Annotated in this window: 20 protein-coding genes; 2 read left to right on the forward strand and 18 right to left on the reverse strand. The window is 69.2% G+C overall.

Annotated features, from left to right (window positions below; all coding sequences use genetic code 11):
• Positions 1–108 precede the first annotated feature (108 nt).
• Genes ACLQ2T_RS03135 through ACLQ2T_RS03145 form a run of 3 tightly spaced genes read right to left on the reverse strand, consistent with a single transcriptional unit; the run spans position 109 to position 3,469 of the window.
• Entirely contained in the window at positions 109–1,080 is a 972-nt protein-coding gene (locus ACLQ2T_RS03135; RefSeq protein ID WP_425764479.1) for an aldo/keto reductase, read from the reverse strand.
• 38 nt (positions 1,081–1,118) lie between these two features.
• Positions 1,119–2,807, reverse strand: coding sequence for an ABC-F family ATP-binding cassette domain-containing protein (locus tag ACLQ2T_RS03140; RefSeq protein WP_425764480.1), 1,689 nt, complete (start codon positions 2,805–2,807; stop codon positions 1,119–1,121).
• Positions 2,808–2,863: 56 nt separating this feature from the next.
• On the reverse strand, positions 2,864–3,469 hold the full coding sequence (locus tag ACLQ2T_RS03145) for a class I SAM-dependent methyltransferase (RefSeq protein ID WP_425764481.1): 606 nt from the start codon (positions 3,467–3,469) through the stop codon (positions 2,864–2,866).
• A gap of 125 nt (positions 3,470–3,594) precedes the next feature.
• Between ACLQ2T_RS03145 and ACLQ2T_RS03150 the strand changes: the two genes are divergently transcribed.
• Positions 3,595–4,683, forward strand: coding sequence for a hypothetical protein (locus tag ACLQ2T_RS03150; RefSeq protein WP_425764482.1), 1,089 nt, complete (start codon positions 3,595–3,597; stop codon positions 4,681–4,683).
• Positions 4,684–4,686: 3 nt separating this feature from the next.
• Here ACLQ2T_RS03150 and truA read toward each other — a convergent pair whose 3' ends face one another.
• The 12 genes from truA to secY form a co-directional block, all read right to left on the reverse strand.
• Complete coding sequence (gene truA / locus ACLQ2T_RS03155; RefSeq protein ID WP_425764483.1) at positions 4,687–5,517, reverse strand: tRNA pseudouridine(38-40) synthase TruA; 831 nt, start codon at positions 5,515–5,517, stop codon at positions 4,687–4,689.
• A gap of 69 nt (positions 5,518–5,586) precedes the next feature.
• Positions 5,587–6,147, reverse strand: coding sequence for a 50S ribosomal protein L17 (gene rplQ, locus ACLQ2T_RS03160; protein WP_102658916.1), 561 nt, complete (start codon positions 6,145–6,147; stop codon positions 5,587–5,589).
• Between the two features lie 34 nt (positions 6,148–6,181).
• Positions 6,182–7,204, reverse strand: a complete 1,023-nt coding sequence (locus ACLQ2T_RS03165; RefSeq protein ID WP_013735931.1) for a DNA-directed RNA polymerase subunit alpha — start codon at positions 7,202–7,204, stop codon at positions 6,182–6,184.
• A 98-nt stretch (positions 7,205–7,302) separates the two neighbouring features.
• Positions 7,303–7,929, reverse strand: a complete 627-nt coding sequence (gene rpsD / locus ACLQ2T_RS03170) for a 30S ribosomal protein S4 (RefSeq protein ID WP_013735932.1) — start codon at positions 7,927–7,929, stop codon at positions 7,303–7,305.
• Positions 7,930–7,943: 14 nt separating this feature from the next.
• Complete coding sequence (rpsK, locus tag ACLQ2T_RS03175; protein ID WP_007073011.1) at positions 7,944–8,351, reverse strand: 30S ribosomal protein S11; 408 nt, start codon at positions 8,349–8,351, stop codon at positions 7,944–7,946.
• An 89-nt stretch (positions 8,352–8,440) separates the two neighbouring features.
• Positions 8,441–8,821, reverse strand: a complete 381-nt coding sequence (gene rpsM / locus ACLQ2T_RS03180; RefSeq protein ID WP_117226239.1) for a 30S ribosomal protein S13 — start codon at positions 8,819–8,821, stop codon at positions 8,441–8,443.
• Positions 8,822–9,090: 269 nt separating this feature from the next.
• On the reverse strand, positions 9,091–9,204 hold the full coding sequence (gene rpmJ / locus ACLQ2T_RS03185; RefSeq protein WP_012184307.1) for a 50S ribosomal protein L36: 114 nt from the start codon (positions 9,202–9,204) through the stop codon (positions 9,091–9,093).
• A gap of 90 nt (positions 9,205–9,294) precedes the next feature.
• On the reverse strand, positions 9,295–9,516 hold the full coding sequence (gene infA, locus ACLQ2T_RS03190) for a translation initiation factor IF-1 (RefSeq protein WP_007073013.1): 222 nt from the start codon (positions 9,514–9,516) through the stop codon (positions 9,295–9,297).
• A gap of 230 nt (positions 9,517–9,746) precedes the next feature.
• Positions 9,747–10,412, reverse strand: a complete 666-nt coding sequence (locus tag ACLQ2T_RS03195; protein ID WP_425764484.1) for a DUF1707 SHOCT-like domain-containing protein — start codon at positions 10,410–10,412, stop codon at positions 9,747–9,749.
• A gap of 83 nt (positions 10,413–10,495) precedes the next feature.
• Positions 10,496–11,347 (reverse strand): type I methionyl aminopeptidase, encoded by an 852-nt coding sequence (gene map / locus ACLQ2T_RS03200; protein ID WP_425764485.1) that lies wholly within the window; start codon positions 11,345–11,347, stop codon positions 10,496–10,498.
• 95 nt (positions 11,348–11,442) lie between these two features.
• Positions 11,443–12,096 carry an adenylate kinase gene (locus ACLQ2T_RS03205; RefSeq protein WP_327024040.1) on the reverse strand — a complete coding sequence of 218 codons (654 nt, stop codon included), beginning with the start codon at positions 12,094–12,096 and terminating at the stop codon, positions 11,443–11,445.
• A complete protein-coding gene (gene secY, locus ACLQ2T_RS03210) occupies positions 12,097–13,419 on the reverse strand; it encodes a preprotein translocase subunit SecY (protein ID WP_425764486.1) in 1,323 nt (440 codons plus the stop codon).
• A gap of 347 nt (positions 13,420–13,766) precedes the next feature.
• On the opposite strand from secY, the gene ACLQ2T_RS03215 reads away from it, so the two are divergent.
• Positions 13,767–14,189: a hypothetical protein gene (locus tag ACLQ2T_RS03215; protein WP_425764487.1), complete on the forward strand. Its 423-nt coding sequence runs from the start codon at positions 13,767–13,769 to the stop codon at positions 14,187–14,189.
• 109 nt (positions 14,190–14,298) lie between these two features.
• On the opposite strand, the gene rplO is transcribed toward ACLQ2T_RS03215, so the two are convergent.
• The 3 genes from rplO to rpsE are packed head-to-tail and all read right to left on the reverse strand — an operon-like array spanning position 14,299 to position 15,538.
• A complete protein-coding gene (gene rplO, locus ACLQ2T_RS03220) occupies positions 14,299–14,742 on the reverse strand; it encodes a 50S ribosomal protein L15 (protein ID WP_013735938.1) in 444 nt (147 codons plus the stop codon).
• Positions 14,742–14,924: a 50S ribosomal protein L30 gene (rpmD, locus tag ACLQ2T_RS03225; protein ID WP_425764488.1), complete on the reverse strand. Its 183-nt coding sequence runs from the start codon at positions 14,922–14,924 to the stop codon at positions 14,742–14,744. The genes rplO and rpmD overlap by 1 nt, the downstream gene beginning before the upstream one ends.
• Positions 14,924–15,538, reverse strand: a complete 615-nt coding sequence (gene rpsE, locus ACLQ2T_RS03230) for a 30S ribosomal protein S5 (RefSeq protein ID WP_013735940.1) — start codon at positions 15,536–15,538, stop codon at positions 14,924–14,926. Before rpsE ends, rpmD begins: the two co-directional genes overlap by 1 nt.
• Positions 15,539–15,569 lie beyond the last annotated feature (31 nt).

Here is a 15,569-nt window from a genome sequence, read left to right on the forward strand (position 1 = left end):
CCCCGCGCCCCCCCCCCCGCCGGCGCCCCCCCCCCCCCCCCCCCCGGCGCCCCCCCCCCCCCCCGGGGGGGGGCCCCGCCTCACACCCAGGCCACTTCGCAGGCTGGGCTACTGACTGTCGAGCACCTCGCGCAGGGCCGCCAGGTCGGCCTCGGTGGGTTGCCAGGAGCCGGCCGCCGCGTTGGCGCGTACCTGCTCGGGGGTGGTCGCCCCGGCGATGACCGAGGTCACCGAGGGTTGGGCGGCCAGCCCGCCGATGGCCACGTGCAACATGGACACCCCCCGCTCGGCGGCGTACCCCTCGATGGCCTCGATGGTGTCCCAGTCGGCGGCGGCCAGCCGTTGGGCGTACCGGCCGCCACCGGCCAGTCGGCTGCCCGCCGGCGGGGCCTCGCCACGCTTGTACTTGCCGGTGAGCAGGCCGTTGGCCAGCGGGAAGAAGGGCAACATGCCCAGCCCGAAACGCTCACAGGCGGGCAGCACCTCGATCTCGACGTCCCGGTTGAGCAGGCTGTAGTTGTTCTGGGCGCTGATGAACCGGTGGAATCCCCGGGTCTGGGCCGTCCAGTCGGCGTCGGCGATCTGCCAGCCGGTGAAGTTGGAGTTGCCCAGGTAGCGCACCTTCCCGGCGCGGACCAGGTCGTCCAGGGCGGCCAAGGTCTCCTCGATCGGGGTGGCCGGGTCGGGCTCGTGGAACTGGTACAGGTCGATGTGGTCGGTGTCCAGTCGGCGCAGCGAGGCCTCCACCGCCCGGATCAGGTACCGCCGTGACCCGCGGGCCCCGAAGTCCCGCCCGTTCGCACCGCTCATCGACATGCCGAACTTGGTGGCCAGCACCACCTCGTCCCGGCGTCCCTTGAGGGCGGCACCTAGCTGGGCCTCCGAGGCACCGTGCGGCTCGCCGTAGATGTCCGCGGTGTCGAAGAAGTTGATCCCGACGTCGAGGGCGGCGTCGACCACCGACCGGGTGCCGTCCAGGTCGAGCTTGCGGCCGAAGTTGTTGCAGCCGATTCCGACCACGGACACCACGAGCCCGGAGTCGCCCAGCCGGCGATAGGTCATCTCACTCACGTGATCCACCATATGACGCGCGGAGGACCTCCGAGTGACCTCACCGGTCACCGCCCGGAGGACACCTCCCACACCGGTTCGTCGGTCTCCACCACCTCGCCGTCTCCCCGGAACAGCAGGAACCGGTCGAAGGTCCGGGTGAACCAGCGGTCGTGGGTGACCGCGACCACCGTGCCGGAGAAGGCGGCCAGCCCGGCTTCCAGCGCCTCGGCGGAGGCCAGGTCCAGGTTGTCGGTGGGCTCGTCGAGCAGCAGCAGGGTCGCCCCGGACAGCTCCAGCAGCAGCACCAGGAAGCGGGCCTGCTGCCCGCCGGAGAGGGTGCCGAACCGCTGGTCGCCCTGGCCGGCCAACTCGTACCGGCTGAGCGCCGCCATCGCCGCGTGCCGGTCCATCCCGTCACGGTGCTCGTCACCCCGCCAGAGGATCTCCACCAACGTCTTGGCCGTCAACTCCGGCCGGTCGTGGGTCTGCGAGAAGTGCCCGGGGCGCACCCGGGCGCCGAGCCGCGCGAGGCCGCCGTGCGCCACCGGCGCCAGCGCCGCCGCGCCGTCGACCGGCGGGTTGGCCGGGTCGGGGTCCGTGCCGCCGCGCGCCAGCAGCCGCAGGAAGTGGGACTTGCCGGTGCCGTTGGCACCGAGCACCGCCACCCGGTCGCCGTACCAGACCTCCAGGTCGAACGGGTAGGTCAGGCCGTCGAGTTCCAGCTGCTCGCAGATCAACGCGCGTTTGCCGGTACGCCCGCCGGTCAGCCGCATCCGGATGTCCTGGTCCTTCGGCGGTACGGGCGGCGGCCCGGCCTCCTCGAACTTGCGCAACCGGGTCTGCGCCGACTGGTAGCGCGAGGCCATGCCGGAGTTGTACGCGGCCTTCTGCTTGTACATCAGCATCAACTCGCGCAGCTTCTCGTGCTCCTCGTCCCACCGCTTGCGCAGTTCGTCGAGGCGGTCGTGCCGGGCCACCCGCGCCTCGTGCCAGCTCGCGAAGCCACCTGGGTGCACCCAGGCACTGCCGCCCTCCACGGCGACCACCCGGTCGGCGGTGTGCGCCAGCAACTCCCGGTCGTGCGAGACGTAGAGCACGGACTTGCCGGACTCCCGCAGTCGCGCCTCCAGCCACCGTTTGCCGGGCACGTCGAGGAAGTTGTCCGGCTCGTCGAGCAGCAGCACCTCGTCGGTGCCGCGCAGCAGCAGTTCCAGGGCGAAGCGCTTCTGCTGACCGCCGGAGAGGGTGCGTACCGGTCGCTGCCGCGCGGTCTCCCAGGGCAGGTCGAGCACGATGGTGGCGACGGTGTCGAAGAGGACCTCCGCGTCGTACCCGCCGGTCTCCCCCCAGGCGGCCAGGGCCTCCGCGTACGCCAGTTGGGCCTTGCCGGCGGCGCTGCTGTACTTGCCGCGCAGCTCGGCCGCGCGCATGGCCGCCTCGGTCTCAGCGAGTCGGCGACCGGCCTCCCGTAGCGGCGGCGGGGCCAGCGACAACGCCAGGTCGGCCAGGGTGGACTCGTCACCGATCATGCCGATGAACTGCCGCATCACGCCCAGCCCACCGGTACGGGCGATGGTGCCGGTACGCACCGGCAGGTCACCGGCGACCATCCGCAGCAGGGTCGTCTTGCCGGCGCCGTTCGGCCCGACCAGGGCCACCTTGGCGCCCTCACCGACCCGGAACGACACGTCGGCGAAGAGTTCCCGCCCGTCCGGCAGGTGGTGTCCGACCGCTGCCACGTCCACGTATCCCACGCGGGCATCCTCCCGGAGCCCGGCGGAGGAGCCAACCGATTACCGGCCCCGGCCACTCACCGCGTGGCGCGAAGCACCCGGAAGCCCTTCTGGCTGGCGTGCCGCTCCACCTGCCAGCCCTGCTCGACCAGCCAGCGGTGCAGCGAGTCACCGCCTAGGTGGCGACCCATTACCAGCCAGGCCACCCCCTCCGGGGTCAACCGGGGCAGCCAGTGCAGCAGCAGTTCGTGCAGCTCGTCCTTGCCGGGTCGGATGGGCGGGTTGGACCAGATCTGGGTGAAAACCAGGTCGGCGGGCACCTCCTCGGGTGCCGCCACCCGTACCCGGTCGGCCAGTCCCAGGCGGTCCGCGTTGGCGGCGGTGAGTTGCCGGGCCCGCTCGTTGACATCCACCGCCCACACCCTCGCGGTCGGGGCGACGGTCGCGAGCACGCAGCTGATCGGGCCGAAGCCGCAGCCGAGGTCGAGCAGGGCCCCCTCGGTCGAGGCCGGTGGTAGGTCGGCCTTGCGCAGCAGCACGGCCGTACCCGGATCCAGGCGGTTGGCTGAGAACACCCCGGCCGCCGAGGCCAGGGTGAAATCGCGGCCGGCGACGGCGAACTGCACCTCGCGCGGCTTGGCGGAGGCGCTTGGTGTGGTGGTGAAGTAGTGGTCCCCGGTCACGCCGGTCATTCTCGCACCGGTCCCGAACTCCCCGGCGAGACGCCGCCCCTCGGTGAAGCGACCCGCCGCAAGGTGTTTTGCCCAAAAAACCTACTAAAGGGATAAAAGTCCCTACTCTGGTCGGCATGGTATATCGGTACGACTCCGATGAGGACGCCTACGGCCCGTACCGGGAGGACGAACCCGAGGGGCAGGCACCGCCCGCGACCGATGCGGTACCGGCGGGCCCCTCGCGGTCCCGCTTCCCGGCCCCGTCGCTGCCGCGGCCCAACCAGGTGGTGCTGCCCTCGACGACGGCCCCGGCAGCGGTTCCCCCGCCGCCGCAGGACCCGCCACCCCGCTACCAGGCCGCCCCGACGGCGCCATACGACCCCTCCCCCGCCGTGCCCCAGCCCGCACCGGAGTCGGCCGCCCCGCCACCCCGCCGCGGTGGTGGACGTACCTGGCAGGTGCTGATCGGCGGCGCCGCCGCCCTGGTGCTGCTCGCCCTCTGTGGACTGGCCGGTGCCGCGCTGCTCGACGGTCGGCAGCTGATCGGCCAGCAGGCCGCGCCGAGCACCCCATCGGACGACAACACTCCGGGCACGGATTCCCCCCGGGCCAGCGACCTGGATTCCCGCGACACCGACCAGGCGCCGCTGACCGGCCGGGAGGTCTTCCCCAGCGGCACCCTCACCCTCGGCGACGGCCGACACGCATACGAGGTGCTGCGCGCCCAGTCGAGCGCCAGTTGCGCGGTGGCGGCCACCGGGGAGGTCTCGGCCCTGCTCGTCCGGCTCGGCTGCAACCAGGTCGTCCGGGCCACCCTGCGCTCCAGCGACCAGGAGCATCTGGTCACCGCCGGGCTGTTCAACCTGACCGACCGGTCCAGCGCCGAACGGGCCCGCGACCGCATCCGCCAGGTGCTCGACGAGCGGGAGGGCCGCTTCCGCGGTATGCCGGCGGGCGACGGCACCGAGGTGATCGCCACCGCCCCCGCCCGGGTCGGCTGGCAGGTACGCGGCCACTATGTCGCGTACGCGGTGGTGACCCGCGCCGACGGCGACACCATCCGCTCCGGCGACACCGTGGTCCGCGAAATCCTGTTCGACCTGCTGGAACTGCACCTGAACCGGGAGGTGCTGGAGCGCCGGGCCAACGGGGGTGCCGCCAGCCAGCCCACCCCCGCGCCCACCGACGACACCGGCAGCCAGAACGGGTCCGACGAGGACTGAGGCTCAGGCCTCGGCCGGCACCCGCAGCCGTCGGGTGGCCTCGGCCCGGCGGGCGTACTCGGCCGGATCCTCCGGGTAGCCCACCGCCACCAGGGTCAACCCGTGCGCCGGGGCCACGGTCACCTCGCTGGACCGTTCCCGCCGGGTCAGCAGCCCGGCCGGCCACTCCACCGGTCGGCGGCCGTCCCCGGCCACCAGCATCGCGCCGACCAGACTGCGCACCATGGCCTGGCAGAAGGCGTCGGCCTGCACGGTGGCGACCAGGATTCCGTCCGGGTCACGTCGCCAGTCCAGCCGGGTCACCTCCCGCAGGGTGGTGGCGTTCTCCTTACGCCGGCAGTACGCGGCGAAGTCGTGCTCCCCCACCAGCCCGGCGGAGGCCGCGGCCAGCCGATCGGTGTCCAGCGGGCGTGGCCAGGCCAGCACCTCGTGCCGACGTAACGGCTCGGCACCCCAGGGGGCGTCGGTCACCCGGTACTCGTACCGCCGGAAGGTGGCCGAGAAGCGGGCGTCGAAGGTGTCCGGCACCTCGGTCATCGCCCGGACCCGCACGTCGCCCGGCAGCAGCCGGGCCAGCCGACGCAGCAGCCGGTCCCGGTGTTCCTGCCAGACCTCGGTGGGCAGGTCGAGATGGCAGACCTGCCCGGAGGCGTGCACCCCGGCGTCCGTACGCCCGGCCACCGTCAACCCGGTCGCGATCCCGGCGCCGAGCACCAGGTCCAGCGTCTCCATCAGGACCCCGGCGACCGTACGCCGACCCGGCTGGGCGGCCCAGCCGGAGAAGTCTCCGCCGTCGTAGGCGACATCCAGACGCAGCCGGATCCGCTCGTCCACCTCGTACCTCCTCACGACGACTCGGGCCCGGCACCCCGTGGGGGATGCCGGGCCCGACGACGGCCTGGATCAGGCCTTGCCTTCCTCGGTGGCCAGGTCGCTGTCCTCGCGGGCAGCGGCGGTGTCACCGGACGCCGACACCGGAGCCTCGGAGTCCTGGTCGGCCGAACGCGCGGCCGGGGCCTCCTCGGCCGGGGCCAGCGCCTCGACCTTGTCCTGCTGGGCGGCCTTGCGGGCGGCGGTCTTGCGGTTCGCCGTCGGCTCGGTGACCTGCAGCTCCTCGACCAGCTCGATGATCGCCATCGGAGCGGCGTCACCCTTGCGCGGGCCGGTCTTCACGATCCGGGTGTAGCCACCGTTACGGTTGGCGTACCGCGGCGCGATCTGGTCGAACAGGGAGTAGACCACGTCCTTGTCCTTGACGACGCCCAGTACCCGCCGACGCGAGGCGAGGTCGCCGCGCTTGGCCTTGGTGATGAGCTGCTCGGCCAGCGGACGCAGCCGCCGGGCCTTCGTCTCGGTGGTCTGGATCTTGCCGTGCTGGAACAGCGCGGTGGCCAGGTTGGCCAGCATCAGCCGCTCGTGCGCGGGGCTGCCGCCGAGGCGGGGGCCCTTGGTGGGCGTGGGCATGCTTGGTGCTCCTCAGGTGTGGCGGCAGCGCGGACTAGAGCTGCTCGGTCTCGCGGTAGTCGTCGGTGTCGTAGTCGGCCTCGCCGAAGGCGTCCACGACGTGCGCCGGGTCGAAGTTCGGAGCCGAATCCTTCAGCCCCAGACCCATCCCGGCGAGCTTCATCTTGACCTCGTCGATCGACTTCTGGCCGAAGTTGCGGATGTCGAGAAGGTCGGCCTCGGTACGCCCGATCAGCTCACCAACGGAGTTGATGCCCTCGCGCTTGAGGCAGTTGTAGGAGCGGACGGTGAGGTCCAGCTCCTCGATCGGCAGGGCCAGGTCCGCCGCCAGCTGCGCGTCCTGCGGCGACGGGCCGATGTCGATGCCCTCCGCCGTCTCGTCCAGCTCCCGGGCCAGCCCGAACAGCTCCACCAGCGTCGAACCGGCCGAGGCCAGGGCGGTACGCGGGCCCATCGACGGCTTGGTCTCGACGTCGATGATCAGCCGGTCGAAGTCGGTCCGCTGCTCGACACGGGTCGCCTCGACCCGGTACGTCACCTTGAGCACCGGCGAGTAGATCGAGTCGACCGGGATCCGGCCGATCTCCGCGCCGGCCTGCTTGTTCTGCGCCGCGGTGACGTAACCACGACCCCGCTCGACGGTCAGCTCCATGTCGAGCCGGCCCTTGCCGTTGAGGGTGGCGAGCTTCAGATCCGGGTTGTGCACGGAGACACCGGCCGGGGGCTGGATGTCACCGGCGGTCACGTCGCCCGGACCCTGCTTGCGCAGGTACATGCTGACCGGCTCGTCGTGCTCGGAGCTGACGCAGAGCTCCTTGATGTTCATGACGAGCTCGACCACGTCCTCCTTGACACCGGGGATCGTGGTGAACTCGTGCAGCACACCGTCGATCTTGATCGAGGTGACGGCCGCGCCCGGGATGGACGACAACAGCGTACGCCGCAGCGAGTTGCCCAGGGTATAGCCGAAGCCCGGCTCCAGCGGCTCGATGGTGAACCGGGACCGGGTCTCGTTGATCGACTCCTCGGAGAGGGTCGGTCGCTGGCTGATGAGCATGTCTTCTCTTCTCTTCCGGGGCGCCCGCCATATGACGCCCACGACACAAACTGTTCCGGTGGCCCGCCCGTCGCCGGGCGGGCCACCGCAACGAGCCCTTACTTGGAGTAGAGCTCGACGATCAGCTGCTCCTGGACCTGGGTGTCGATCACCTGGCGGGCCGGGAGCGAGTGCACGAGAACCTTCATCTGGCTCGGGATGGCCTCCAGCCACGCCGGCACGGTCTTGGAACCGGCCTCGGCCTGAGCCACGATGAACGGGGTGAGCTCCTTGCTCTTCGCCCGAACCTCGATGATGTCGTGTGCACTGACGCGGTACGACGGGATGTCGACCTTCTTGCCGTTCACCGTGAAGTGACCGTGCTTGACCAGCTGACGGGCCATGTCCCGGGACTTGGCGTAGCCGGCCCGGTAGACCACGTTGTCCAGCCGCGACTCGAGGATCTGCAGGAGGACCTCACCGGTCTTGGCCTGCTTGGCCACGGCCTCCTCGTAGTAACCGCGGAACTGCTTCTCCAGCACGCCGTAGACCCGGCGAGCCTTCTGCTTCTCACGGAGCTGGAGCAGGTACTCCGTCTCCTTGGTGCGGCCGCGGCCGTGCTGCCCGGGCGGGAACGGCCGGGACTCGAACGGGCACTTCGGACCATCGCACTTGCTGCCCTTGAGGAACAGCTTCATCTTCTCCCGCCGGCAACGGCGGCAGTCAGCACCGGTGTAACGAGCCATCTCTCTCTAACCTCTCAGACCCGACGACGCTTCGGCGGACGGCATCCGTTGTGCGGCTGCGGGGTGACGTCGGAGATCTGCCCGACCTCCAGACCCACCGCCTGCAGCGAACGGATGGCGGTCTCCCGGCCGGAGCCGGGGCCCTTGACGAACACGTCGACCTTGCGCATGCCGTGCTCCATCGCCCGACGCGCGGCGGCCTCGGCGGCCAGCTGCGCGGCGAACGGGGTCGACTTGCGCGAACCCTTGAAGCCGACCTGGCCCGCGGAGGCCCAGGAGATGACGGCACCGGTCGGGTCCGTGATGGACACGATGGTGTTGTTGAAGGTGCTCTTGATATGCGCCTGCCCGTGGGCGACGTTCTTGCGTTCCTTGCGCCGGACCTTCTTTACAGCGGCCCCGGCACGAGCCTTCGGTGGCATAAGTCTGTGCGCTCCTAGTTGACTTCCCGGCACGGGTTGCGGCCTGGCCTACCTGGGCAGACCCGGACCCGCACTCCGGTGAAAGAGAATTACTTCTTGCCGGGCTTCTTCTTGCCGGCGACCGTCCGCTTCGGGCCCTTGCGGGTGCGGGCGTTGGTACGGGTCCGCTGACCACGGACGGGCAGACCCCGGCGGTGCCGGATGCCCGCGTAGCAGCCGATCTCGACCTTGCGGCGGATGTCAGCGGCGACCTCGCGGCGCAGGTCGCCTTCAACCTTGTAGTTGGCCTCGATGTGGTCACGGAGCTGGACCAGCTCCTCGTCCGTGAGGTCCCGGGCGCGCTTGTCCGGCGAGATGCCGGTGGCAGCGAGCGTCTCCAGGGCGCGGGTGCGACCCACGCCGAAGATGTAGGTGAGCGCGATCTCCAGCCGCTTTTCGCGGGGGAGGTCGACGCCGACTAGACGTGCCATCTGTGGGCGTACTCCTTGTGGTGTCTCGCGGAGGTGTGGACCCGTTCCACCCCGCTACCGGCCGACCTGTCTCCTCCGGCGCGTGCTGCGCCGGCGACCAGGTTCGGTCGCTGCCCAAGCGGGCCCCGGCCTCCGACCGGGGGTCAACCACGAAGAAGTACGCGCTGCGCACCGCTCGCGGCTGGGACGAGCATGTGTGATGTGCTGGCTGGATCTGCGGCCCGGATCACGCCCTCGGCCGACCGGCGGTCACCGGTCGGCCGTGACGATCAGCCCTGGCGCTGCTTGTGGCGCGGGTCGGTGCAGATGACCATGACCCGGCCGTGCCGGCGGATCACCCGGCACTTGTTGCAGATCCTCTTGACGCTCGGCTTGACCTTCACGGTTGCCTTACTTCCCATCTGGCCCGTTGCCACGAGGCGCGACACCGGACGTCGAAGACGGACACGGGACGTTTCCGGCCGTCGTCAGGACTACTTGTAGCGGTAGACGATGCGCCCGCGGGTCAGATCGTACGGCGAGAGTTCGACGACGACCCGATCCTCCGGCAGGATGCGGATGTAGTGCTGCCGCATCTTGCCACTGATGTGAGCCAGCACCTTGTGGCCGTTGGCGAGCTCCACCCGGAACATGGCGTTCGGCAGGGGCTCGATGACCCGACCTTCGATCTCGATGGCTCCGTCTTTTTTCGGCATGTCCTCCGCTGTCCTGACGTCGGTTACTCCGGACCGGCTCACAACGCCTTACACGGGTGCCTGATCAAGATCAGGTGACCCGCGCCAGCCGCGGCTCCGCGTCCCACCGAAGCGCTTGGTGGGCATGGCGGAGTGGACGCTGTGCGCCGATCAGAAAGTCTACGCCCGCCTGCACGCCGTCGCCAAACCGACCGGCCAACACCCCCGATCCGATACGACAAACGTGACTTTCAGGCCTCCCGCTCCGGAATTGACCGCTGCGGGAGCGCGACCGTCGGGTAGCCCGGATCACCCTGCAGTTCCGTTCCCTCGGCACCGAACTCGGCCGCCTGGTCGAGAGCGGGCCGGTCGAGAGCCTGCTGGCGGCCGGCGGCCTTACGCTGCCGTTTGAGGGCCTTCTTCGCCGCCCGCCGCTGCCGCCGCTGCTCCTGCTCGGCCGCCCACCGCCGAGGTTCGCCGTTGGCCAGGCCGGTGACGGTCTCGACCAGCAGCAGCGCACCCCAGGGCCCGGCGATCCACCCCGGCCAGAAGTAGAGCAGGTCACCGGCGGCGAGCGAGGTCAGCGCCCAGATCGCGACCACGATCCCGACCGTCTGTAGCCAGGACTCCCAGACATCGGCCAGCCAGCGCACCGTCACCTGCCGCCCGGCGGGACCGGGCAACACCGCAGACCCCGCGCTGTGCCGCTGTGCCGGCACCGGTGCCTCGACACCCACCGCCGGCAGGTCCCGCACCAGCGCATCCAGGTCGGTGTAGGTACGAGCGGCATAGGCGCGTTGCAGTCGTTCGTCGTACTCGTGCAGATCCAGTCGGCCCTCGTCGAGCGCGACCCGCAGCCGCTCGGCGATGGCCTGTCGGTCGGAGTCCCCTGCCCGCAGGCCGTCGCGCACTTCCATGCCGGCAAGCATGCCACCACGCCGCCAGTCCCCTACCCGGGCCGGCGCACCGCAGGCCCGGAGGACCGGGCCGCAGGGTGGGTTCAGGCGGTCGGGGCGTTGCTCGGCTGCCGGGCGGTGACCAGGTCACCGAGGCGGCCCCGGCCACCGTCGGGGGCGGTCAGCACCCAGACCCCGTCCGGCAGCAGCGCCATGGTGTGCTCCACGTGCGCCGCACGCGACCCGTCCCGGGTGACGACCGTCCAACCGTCGGCCAATTCGACCGTACGCGGAGAACCCATGGTGATCATCGGCTCGATGGCCAGCGCCATGCCCGGCACCAGACGGGGTCCCTTGCCCGGCCGGCCGTGGTTGAGCACATGCGGGTCCTGGTGCATCTCGGTGCCGATGCCGTGGCCGCCGTAGCCGTCGACGATGCCGTACCGGCCCGCCTTGCGTACGGCGTTCTCCACGGCGTGCGAGATGTCGGTCAGCCGGCCCTTCCCGCTGGCGGCGCCCCGGGCGGCGGCGGCGATACCTGCCCACATGGCGTCCTCGGCGACCTTGGCCATCCGCAGCAGCGCCGGGTCGACCTCGCCCACCCCTACGGTGATCGCCGCGTCGCCGTGCCAGCCGTCGAGCACCGCGCCGCAGTCGATCGAGATCAGATCGCCCTCGGCAAGGGCCTGCTCGGACGACGGGATGGCGTGCACGATCTGCTCGTTGACCGAGGAGCAGATCGACGCCGGGAAGCCGTGGTAGCCCTTGAAGGAGGGGACCGCGCCCGCCTCGCGGATCGTCGACTCGGCGATGGCATCCAGGTCGGCCGTGGTGACCCCGGCCGCGACCGCCTCCCGCATCCTGCGTAACGCCTCTGCGACCACCAGGCCGGCGGCTCGCATCTTCTCGATCTGCTCGGGGGTTTTCAGCTGGATGTCCAGCTGGGGACGACGCATTGAGGCGCTACCTTTCGTTGCCACGAACAGCGGGGCACGCTGAGCGTACCCCGCTGTTCGCACTCTCTATCCGGGCGGCGGTGAGCCGAGGCCAGTCAGCTCCCGTAGGACCGCAGGGCGTCGATCGCGCGGACCGTGACGTCCTCCACCGGGCCGGTGGCGTCTATGCCGACCAGCTTGCCCTGGGCACCGTAGTAGTCCACCAACGGCGCGGTCTTCTCCGCGTACTCCCGCAGCCGGGCGGCGATGGTCTCCGGCTTGTCGTCGTCGCGCTGGAACAGCTCGGCGCCGCAACGGTCGCAGATGCCCTCCCGGCTGGTCGCGTCGAACTCGACGTGCCAGATCTTGCCGCAACCCCGGCAGGTGCGCCGGCCGGACAACCGCCGGATCACCTCGTCGTCGTCGACCACCAACTCCAGCACGATGTCCAGGGCGGTGCCCAGGTCAGCGAGGAGCTTGTCCAGCGCCGCGGCCTGCGGAGTGGTCCGCGGGAAACCGTCGAGCAGGAAACCCTCGGCGGTGTCCGGCTCGGCCAGCCGGTCCCGGACCATGTTGATGGTCACCTCGTCCGGGACCAGCTTGCCGGCGTCCATGTACCGCTTGGCCTCGACGCCCAACGGCGTGCCCTGTGAGACGTTGGCCCGGAAGATGTCGCCGGTCGAGATCTTCGGGACGGACAGGTGCGCGGCGATGAACTCTGCCTGTGTGCCCTTGCCCGCACCCGGCGGGCCAACCAGAACCAGTCTCATCTACCGCAGGAACCCTTCGTAGTTCCGCTGCATCAGTTGGCTCTCGATCTGCTTGCTGGTCTCGAGAGCAACACCAACCATGATCAGCACAGCGGTACCACCGAACGGGAAGTTGAGGTACTGCTGCCGGTCCAGCCAGATGAAGAAGAAGTTCGGCAGGATCGAGATGATCGCGAGGTACAGCGCCCCCGGCAGGGTGATGCGGCTGAGGATGAAGTCCAGGTAGTCGGCGGTGGGCTTGCCGGGGCGGATGCCCGGCACGAACCCGCCGTACTTCTTCATGTTGTCCGCGACCTCGGTCGGGTTGAACGTGATCGAGACGTAGAAGTAGGTGAAGAAGATGATCAGCAGGAAGTAGACCGAGATGTAGATCGGGCTGGTCGGGTCGACCAGGTTGTTCTGGATCCACGCCTGGGTCTTGCCCGGGTCGTTCTGGTCGAAGAACTGGAGCGCCAGCTGCGGCAGGTAGAGCAGCGAGGAACCGAAGATGACCGGGATGACACCCGCCTGGTTGACCTTCAGCGGGATGTAGGTCGAGGTGCCGCCGTACATCCGCCGGCCGATCATGCGCTTGGCGTACTGCACCGGGATGCGGCGCTGGGCCTGCTCGATGAAGGTGACCGCGGTGATGACCACCAGGACCAGAGCGATGACGAGGAAGAACTTCCACCAGCCCTGGCTCTCCTTGATCCGCCAGCCCTCGCTGGGGAGCCGGGCGGCGATCGAGGTGAAGATCAGGACGGACATGCCGTTGCCGACGCCGCGGTCGGTGATCAGCTCGCCGAGCCACATGACCACACCGGTACCGGCGGTCATCGTCATCACCAGGATGGACAGCGTCAGCCAGTCCGGGATGTCAGTGCTCGACGGGATGATCTCTTCGTCGCACATGTTGTTGAACAGCTGACCGGAGCGAGCCAGCGCCACGAATGCCGAGGCTTGGAGGACACCGAGGCCCAGGGTCAGGTAGCGGGTGTACTGGGTGATCTTCGCCTGACCGGCCTGGCCCTCCTTGCGAAGCTGCTCGAGCCGCGGGATCACCACCGTCAGCAGCTGCAGGATGATCGACGCGGTGATGTAGGGCATGATGCCCAGCGCGAAGACCGACAGCTGGAGCAATGCGCCGCCCGAGAAGAGGTCAAGCAGGTTCAGTACACCTGTCGAGCCCTCGGTGGCCTGGATGCACTTCTGCACGTTGCCGTACGAGACACCCGGGCTGGGCACTGTCGCGCCAAGCCGATAGATCGCAACGATGCCGACGGTAAAGAGAATCTTCTTACGCAGGTCAGGCGTACGGAACGCACTGAGAAAGGCGGACAGCAACGAATCCTCCTGCGCGAAGGCCGCGTGGCTGCTTCGCCACCACGGGCACCATCAGACTGGCGACCTTGACGACGCCGAGGACACACCTTAACAGCCTCACCCAACGTAGCACCACAGGGTGCACGGGCCAGAGCTCACCCATCCGTCTCGACGTGGACGAAGGTCCGAGGCCGACGGACCGGGCAGGCCATTTGAGCCCACTCGTAGGTATTCACATCCGACCATCAACAACCGAGGCTCACGAGCTGCAAGGTAACAAGGAGGTAACGATGATCCATGTCGATTGATCCCGATCCGGAGCCATCGATAGCGTCCTGTTACCAAGCGCTACAACGGGAGTACGCTCAGTGAAGTTTCAACGTGCAACCGCCAGGCTGGCCACCGCAGTTGTGTTGCTGGTCGGAGGCATAGCCCTTCCACCCGCAACCTCAGCATCAGCCGCGACCTCAGCGGCAACCTCATCCGCAGCCGCAGCCTGCGATGTCCACATCGGCACGACGTACAAGAGTGGCAGCCAGATCGTTGGCTACGGCAGCATCGAGGGCTGCTCAAGCAGCTCGGTCGCGTATGTGCGGATCCAAAAGCGGACCTGCATCGGCTGCTGGGACACCGTGAAGTCAGCAACTGTTAACGGACCCGGCTACGACCAGTACGTGTATTACAACTGCAGTGGCACTGGCACCCAAACCTACCGCACCATCATCGAGGGCAGCACCATCGGGGGCGGCTACAAGTTCAAGGAATCCAACCAGATCAGGGTGTCCTGCTAATCCGAGCCAGTTCATAGGTTTGGGCCCGGCAGATGCCGGGCCCAAACCTATGAACTGTAACGCTGAGAACGACGGGCGGCACGTCTTCCGACGTACCGCCCGTACCGCCCTACAGCTCTGTTACCGAGCCACCGGCGGCGGCGATCTTCTCCTTGGCCGACGCACTGAAGGCGTGCGCCGAGATCTGGAGCGAGACACCGCCCAAGTCCCCGGAACCGAGAACCTTGATCGGCTGGCCCTTGCGGACCGCGCCGGCCTCGACCAGTTCGGCCGGGCCGACCTGACCGCCGTTGGGGAACAATTCAGCCAGTCGGTCCAGGTTGACCACCTGGAAGACCACCTTGAACTTGTTCTTGAAGCCCTTGAGCTTCGGCAGTCGCATGTGGATGGGCATCTGCCCACCCTCGAACGCCGCCGAGATGTTCTTTCGGGCCTTGGAACCCTTGGTACCGCGACCGGCGGTCTTGCCCTTGGAGCCCTCACCACGACCCACACGGGTCTTCGCGGTCTTGGCCCCCGGCGCCGGGCGCAGGTGGTGAACCTTGATCGTCATTACTCGACCTCCTCGACCTTCACGAGGTGGTTCACCGTGAAGATCATCCCGCGAATCTCGGGCCGGTCCTCCTTGACCACCACGTCGTTGATCCGCTTGAGACCGAGCGAACGCAGCGACTCACGCTGGTTGTGCTTGGTCCCGATCACGGACCGGAGTTGGGTGACCTTGAGACGTGCCATCAGGAAGCCACCCCCGCCCGGGACGCCAGCATGGCGGCCGGCGCAACATCCTCCACCGGCAGGCCCCGACGCGCGGCCACGGCCTCAGGGGACTCGAGCCCCTTCAGCGCAGCCACGGTGGCGTGCACGATGTTGATCGGGTTCGACGACCCGAGGCTCTTGGAGAGCACGTCGTGGATGCCCGCGCACTCCAGCACGGCACGCACCGGGCCACCGGCGATGACACCCGTACCGGCCGAGGCCGGCTTGAGCAGCACCACACCGGCAGCGGCCTCGCCCTGCACCGGGTGCGGGATCGAGGAGCCGATCCGCGGCACCTTGAAGAAGTGCTTCTTGGCCTCCTCGACGCCCTTGGCGATCGCCGCGGGCACCTCCTTGGCCTTTCCGTAGCCCACGCCCACGGTGCCGTCGCCGTCGCCCACGATCACCAGGGCGGTGAAGCTGAAGCGACGACCACCCTTCACGACCTTGGCGACACGGTTGATCGCGACGACCCGCTCAAGGTGCGGGGTCTTCTCGGCGGGCGCGTTTCCGCGGCCGCCCTCACGGCGGTTGTCGCGGCGACCACCCTCGTTGCCACCGGACCCGCCGCCACGGCGCTGTTGACCTGGCATCAGCAGCCTTCCTTTTCTCTCGTGACGGGGA

The sequence above is a fragment of the Micromonospora sp. DT229 genome (genome assembly GCF_049844505.1).
In the GTDB taxonomy this organism is placed as follows: domain Bacteria; phylum Actinomycetota; class Actinomycetes; order Mycobacteriales; family Micromonosporaceae; genus Micromonospora.

Bases quoted from the DNA above. Each gene is read 5' to 3' on its own strand.
- ACLQ2T_RS03150 (WP_425764482.1), top strand. From the start codon at position 3,595: ATGGTATATCGGTACGACTCCGATGAGGACGCCTACGGCCCGTACCGG.
- rplQ (WP_102658916.1), bottom strand. From the start codon at position 6,147: ATGCCCACGCCCACCAAGGGCCCCCGCCTCGGCGGCAGCCCCGCGCAC.
- ACLQ2T_RS03165 (WP_013735931.1), bottom strand. From the start codon at position 7,204: ATGCTCATCAGCCAGCGACCGACCCTCTCCGAGGAGTCGATCAACGAG.
- rpsD (WP_013735932.1), bottom strand. From the start codon at position 7,929: ATGGCTCGTTACACCGGTGCTGACTGCCGCCGTTGCCGGCGGGAGAAG.
- rpsK (WP_007073011.1), bottom strand. From the start codon at position 8,351: ATGCCACCGAAGGCTCGTGCCGGGGCCGCTGTAAAGAAGGTCCGGCGC.
- rpsM (WP_117226239.1), bottom strand. From the start codon at position 8,821: ATGGCACGTCTAGTCGGCGTCGACCTCCCCCGCGAAAAGCGGCTGGAG.
- infA (WP_007073013.1), bottom strand. From the start codon at position 9,516: ATGCCGAAAAAAGACGGAGCCATCGAGATCGAAGGTCGGGTCATCGAG.
- ACLQ2T_RS03195 (WP_425764484.1), bottom strand. From the start codon at position 10,412: ATGGAAGTGCGCGACGGCCTGCGGGCAGGGGACTCCGACCGACAGGCC.
- map (WP_425764485.1), bottom strand. From the start codon at position 11,347: ATGCGTCGTCCCCAGCTGGACATCCAGCTGAAAACCCCCGAGCAGATC.
- ACLQ2T_RS03205 (WP_327024040.1), bottom strand. From the start codon at position 12,096: ATGAGACTGGTTCTGGTTGGCCCGCCGGGTGCGGGCAAGGGCACACAG.
- rplO (WP_013735938.1), bottom strand. From the start codon at position 14,742: ATGACGATCAAGGTTCACCACCTGCGCCCGGCGCCGGGGGCCAAGACC.
- rpmD (WP_425764488.1), bottom strand. From the start codon at position 14,924: ATGGCACGTCTCAAGGTCACCCAACTCCGGTCCGTGATCGGGACCAAG.
- rpsE (WP_013735940.1), bottom strand. From the start codon at position 15,538: ATGCCAGGTCAACAGCGCCGTGGCGGCGGGTCCGGTGGCAACGAGGGT.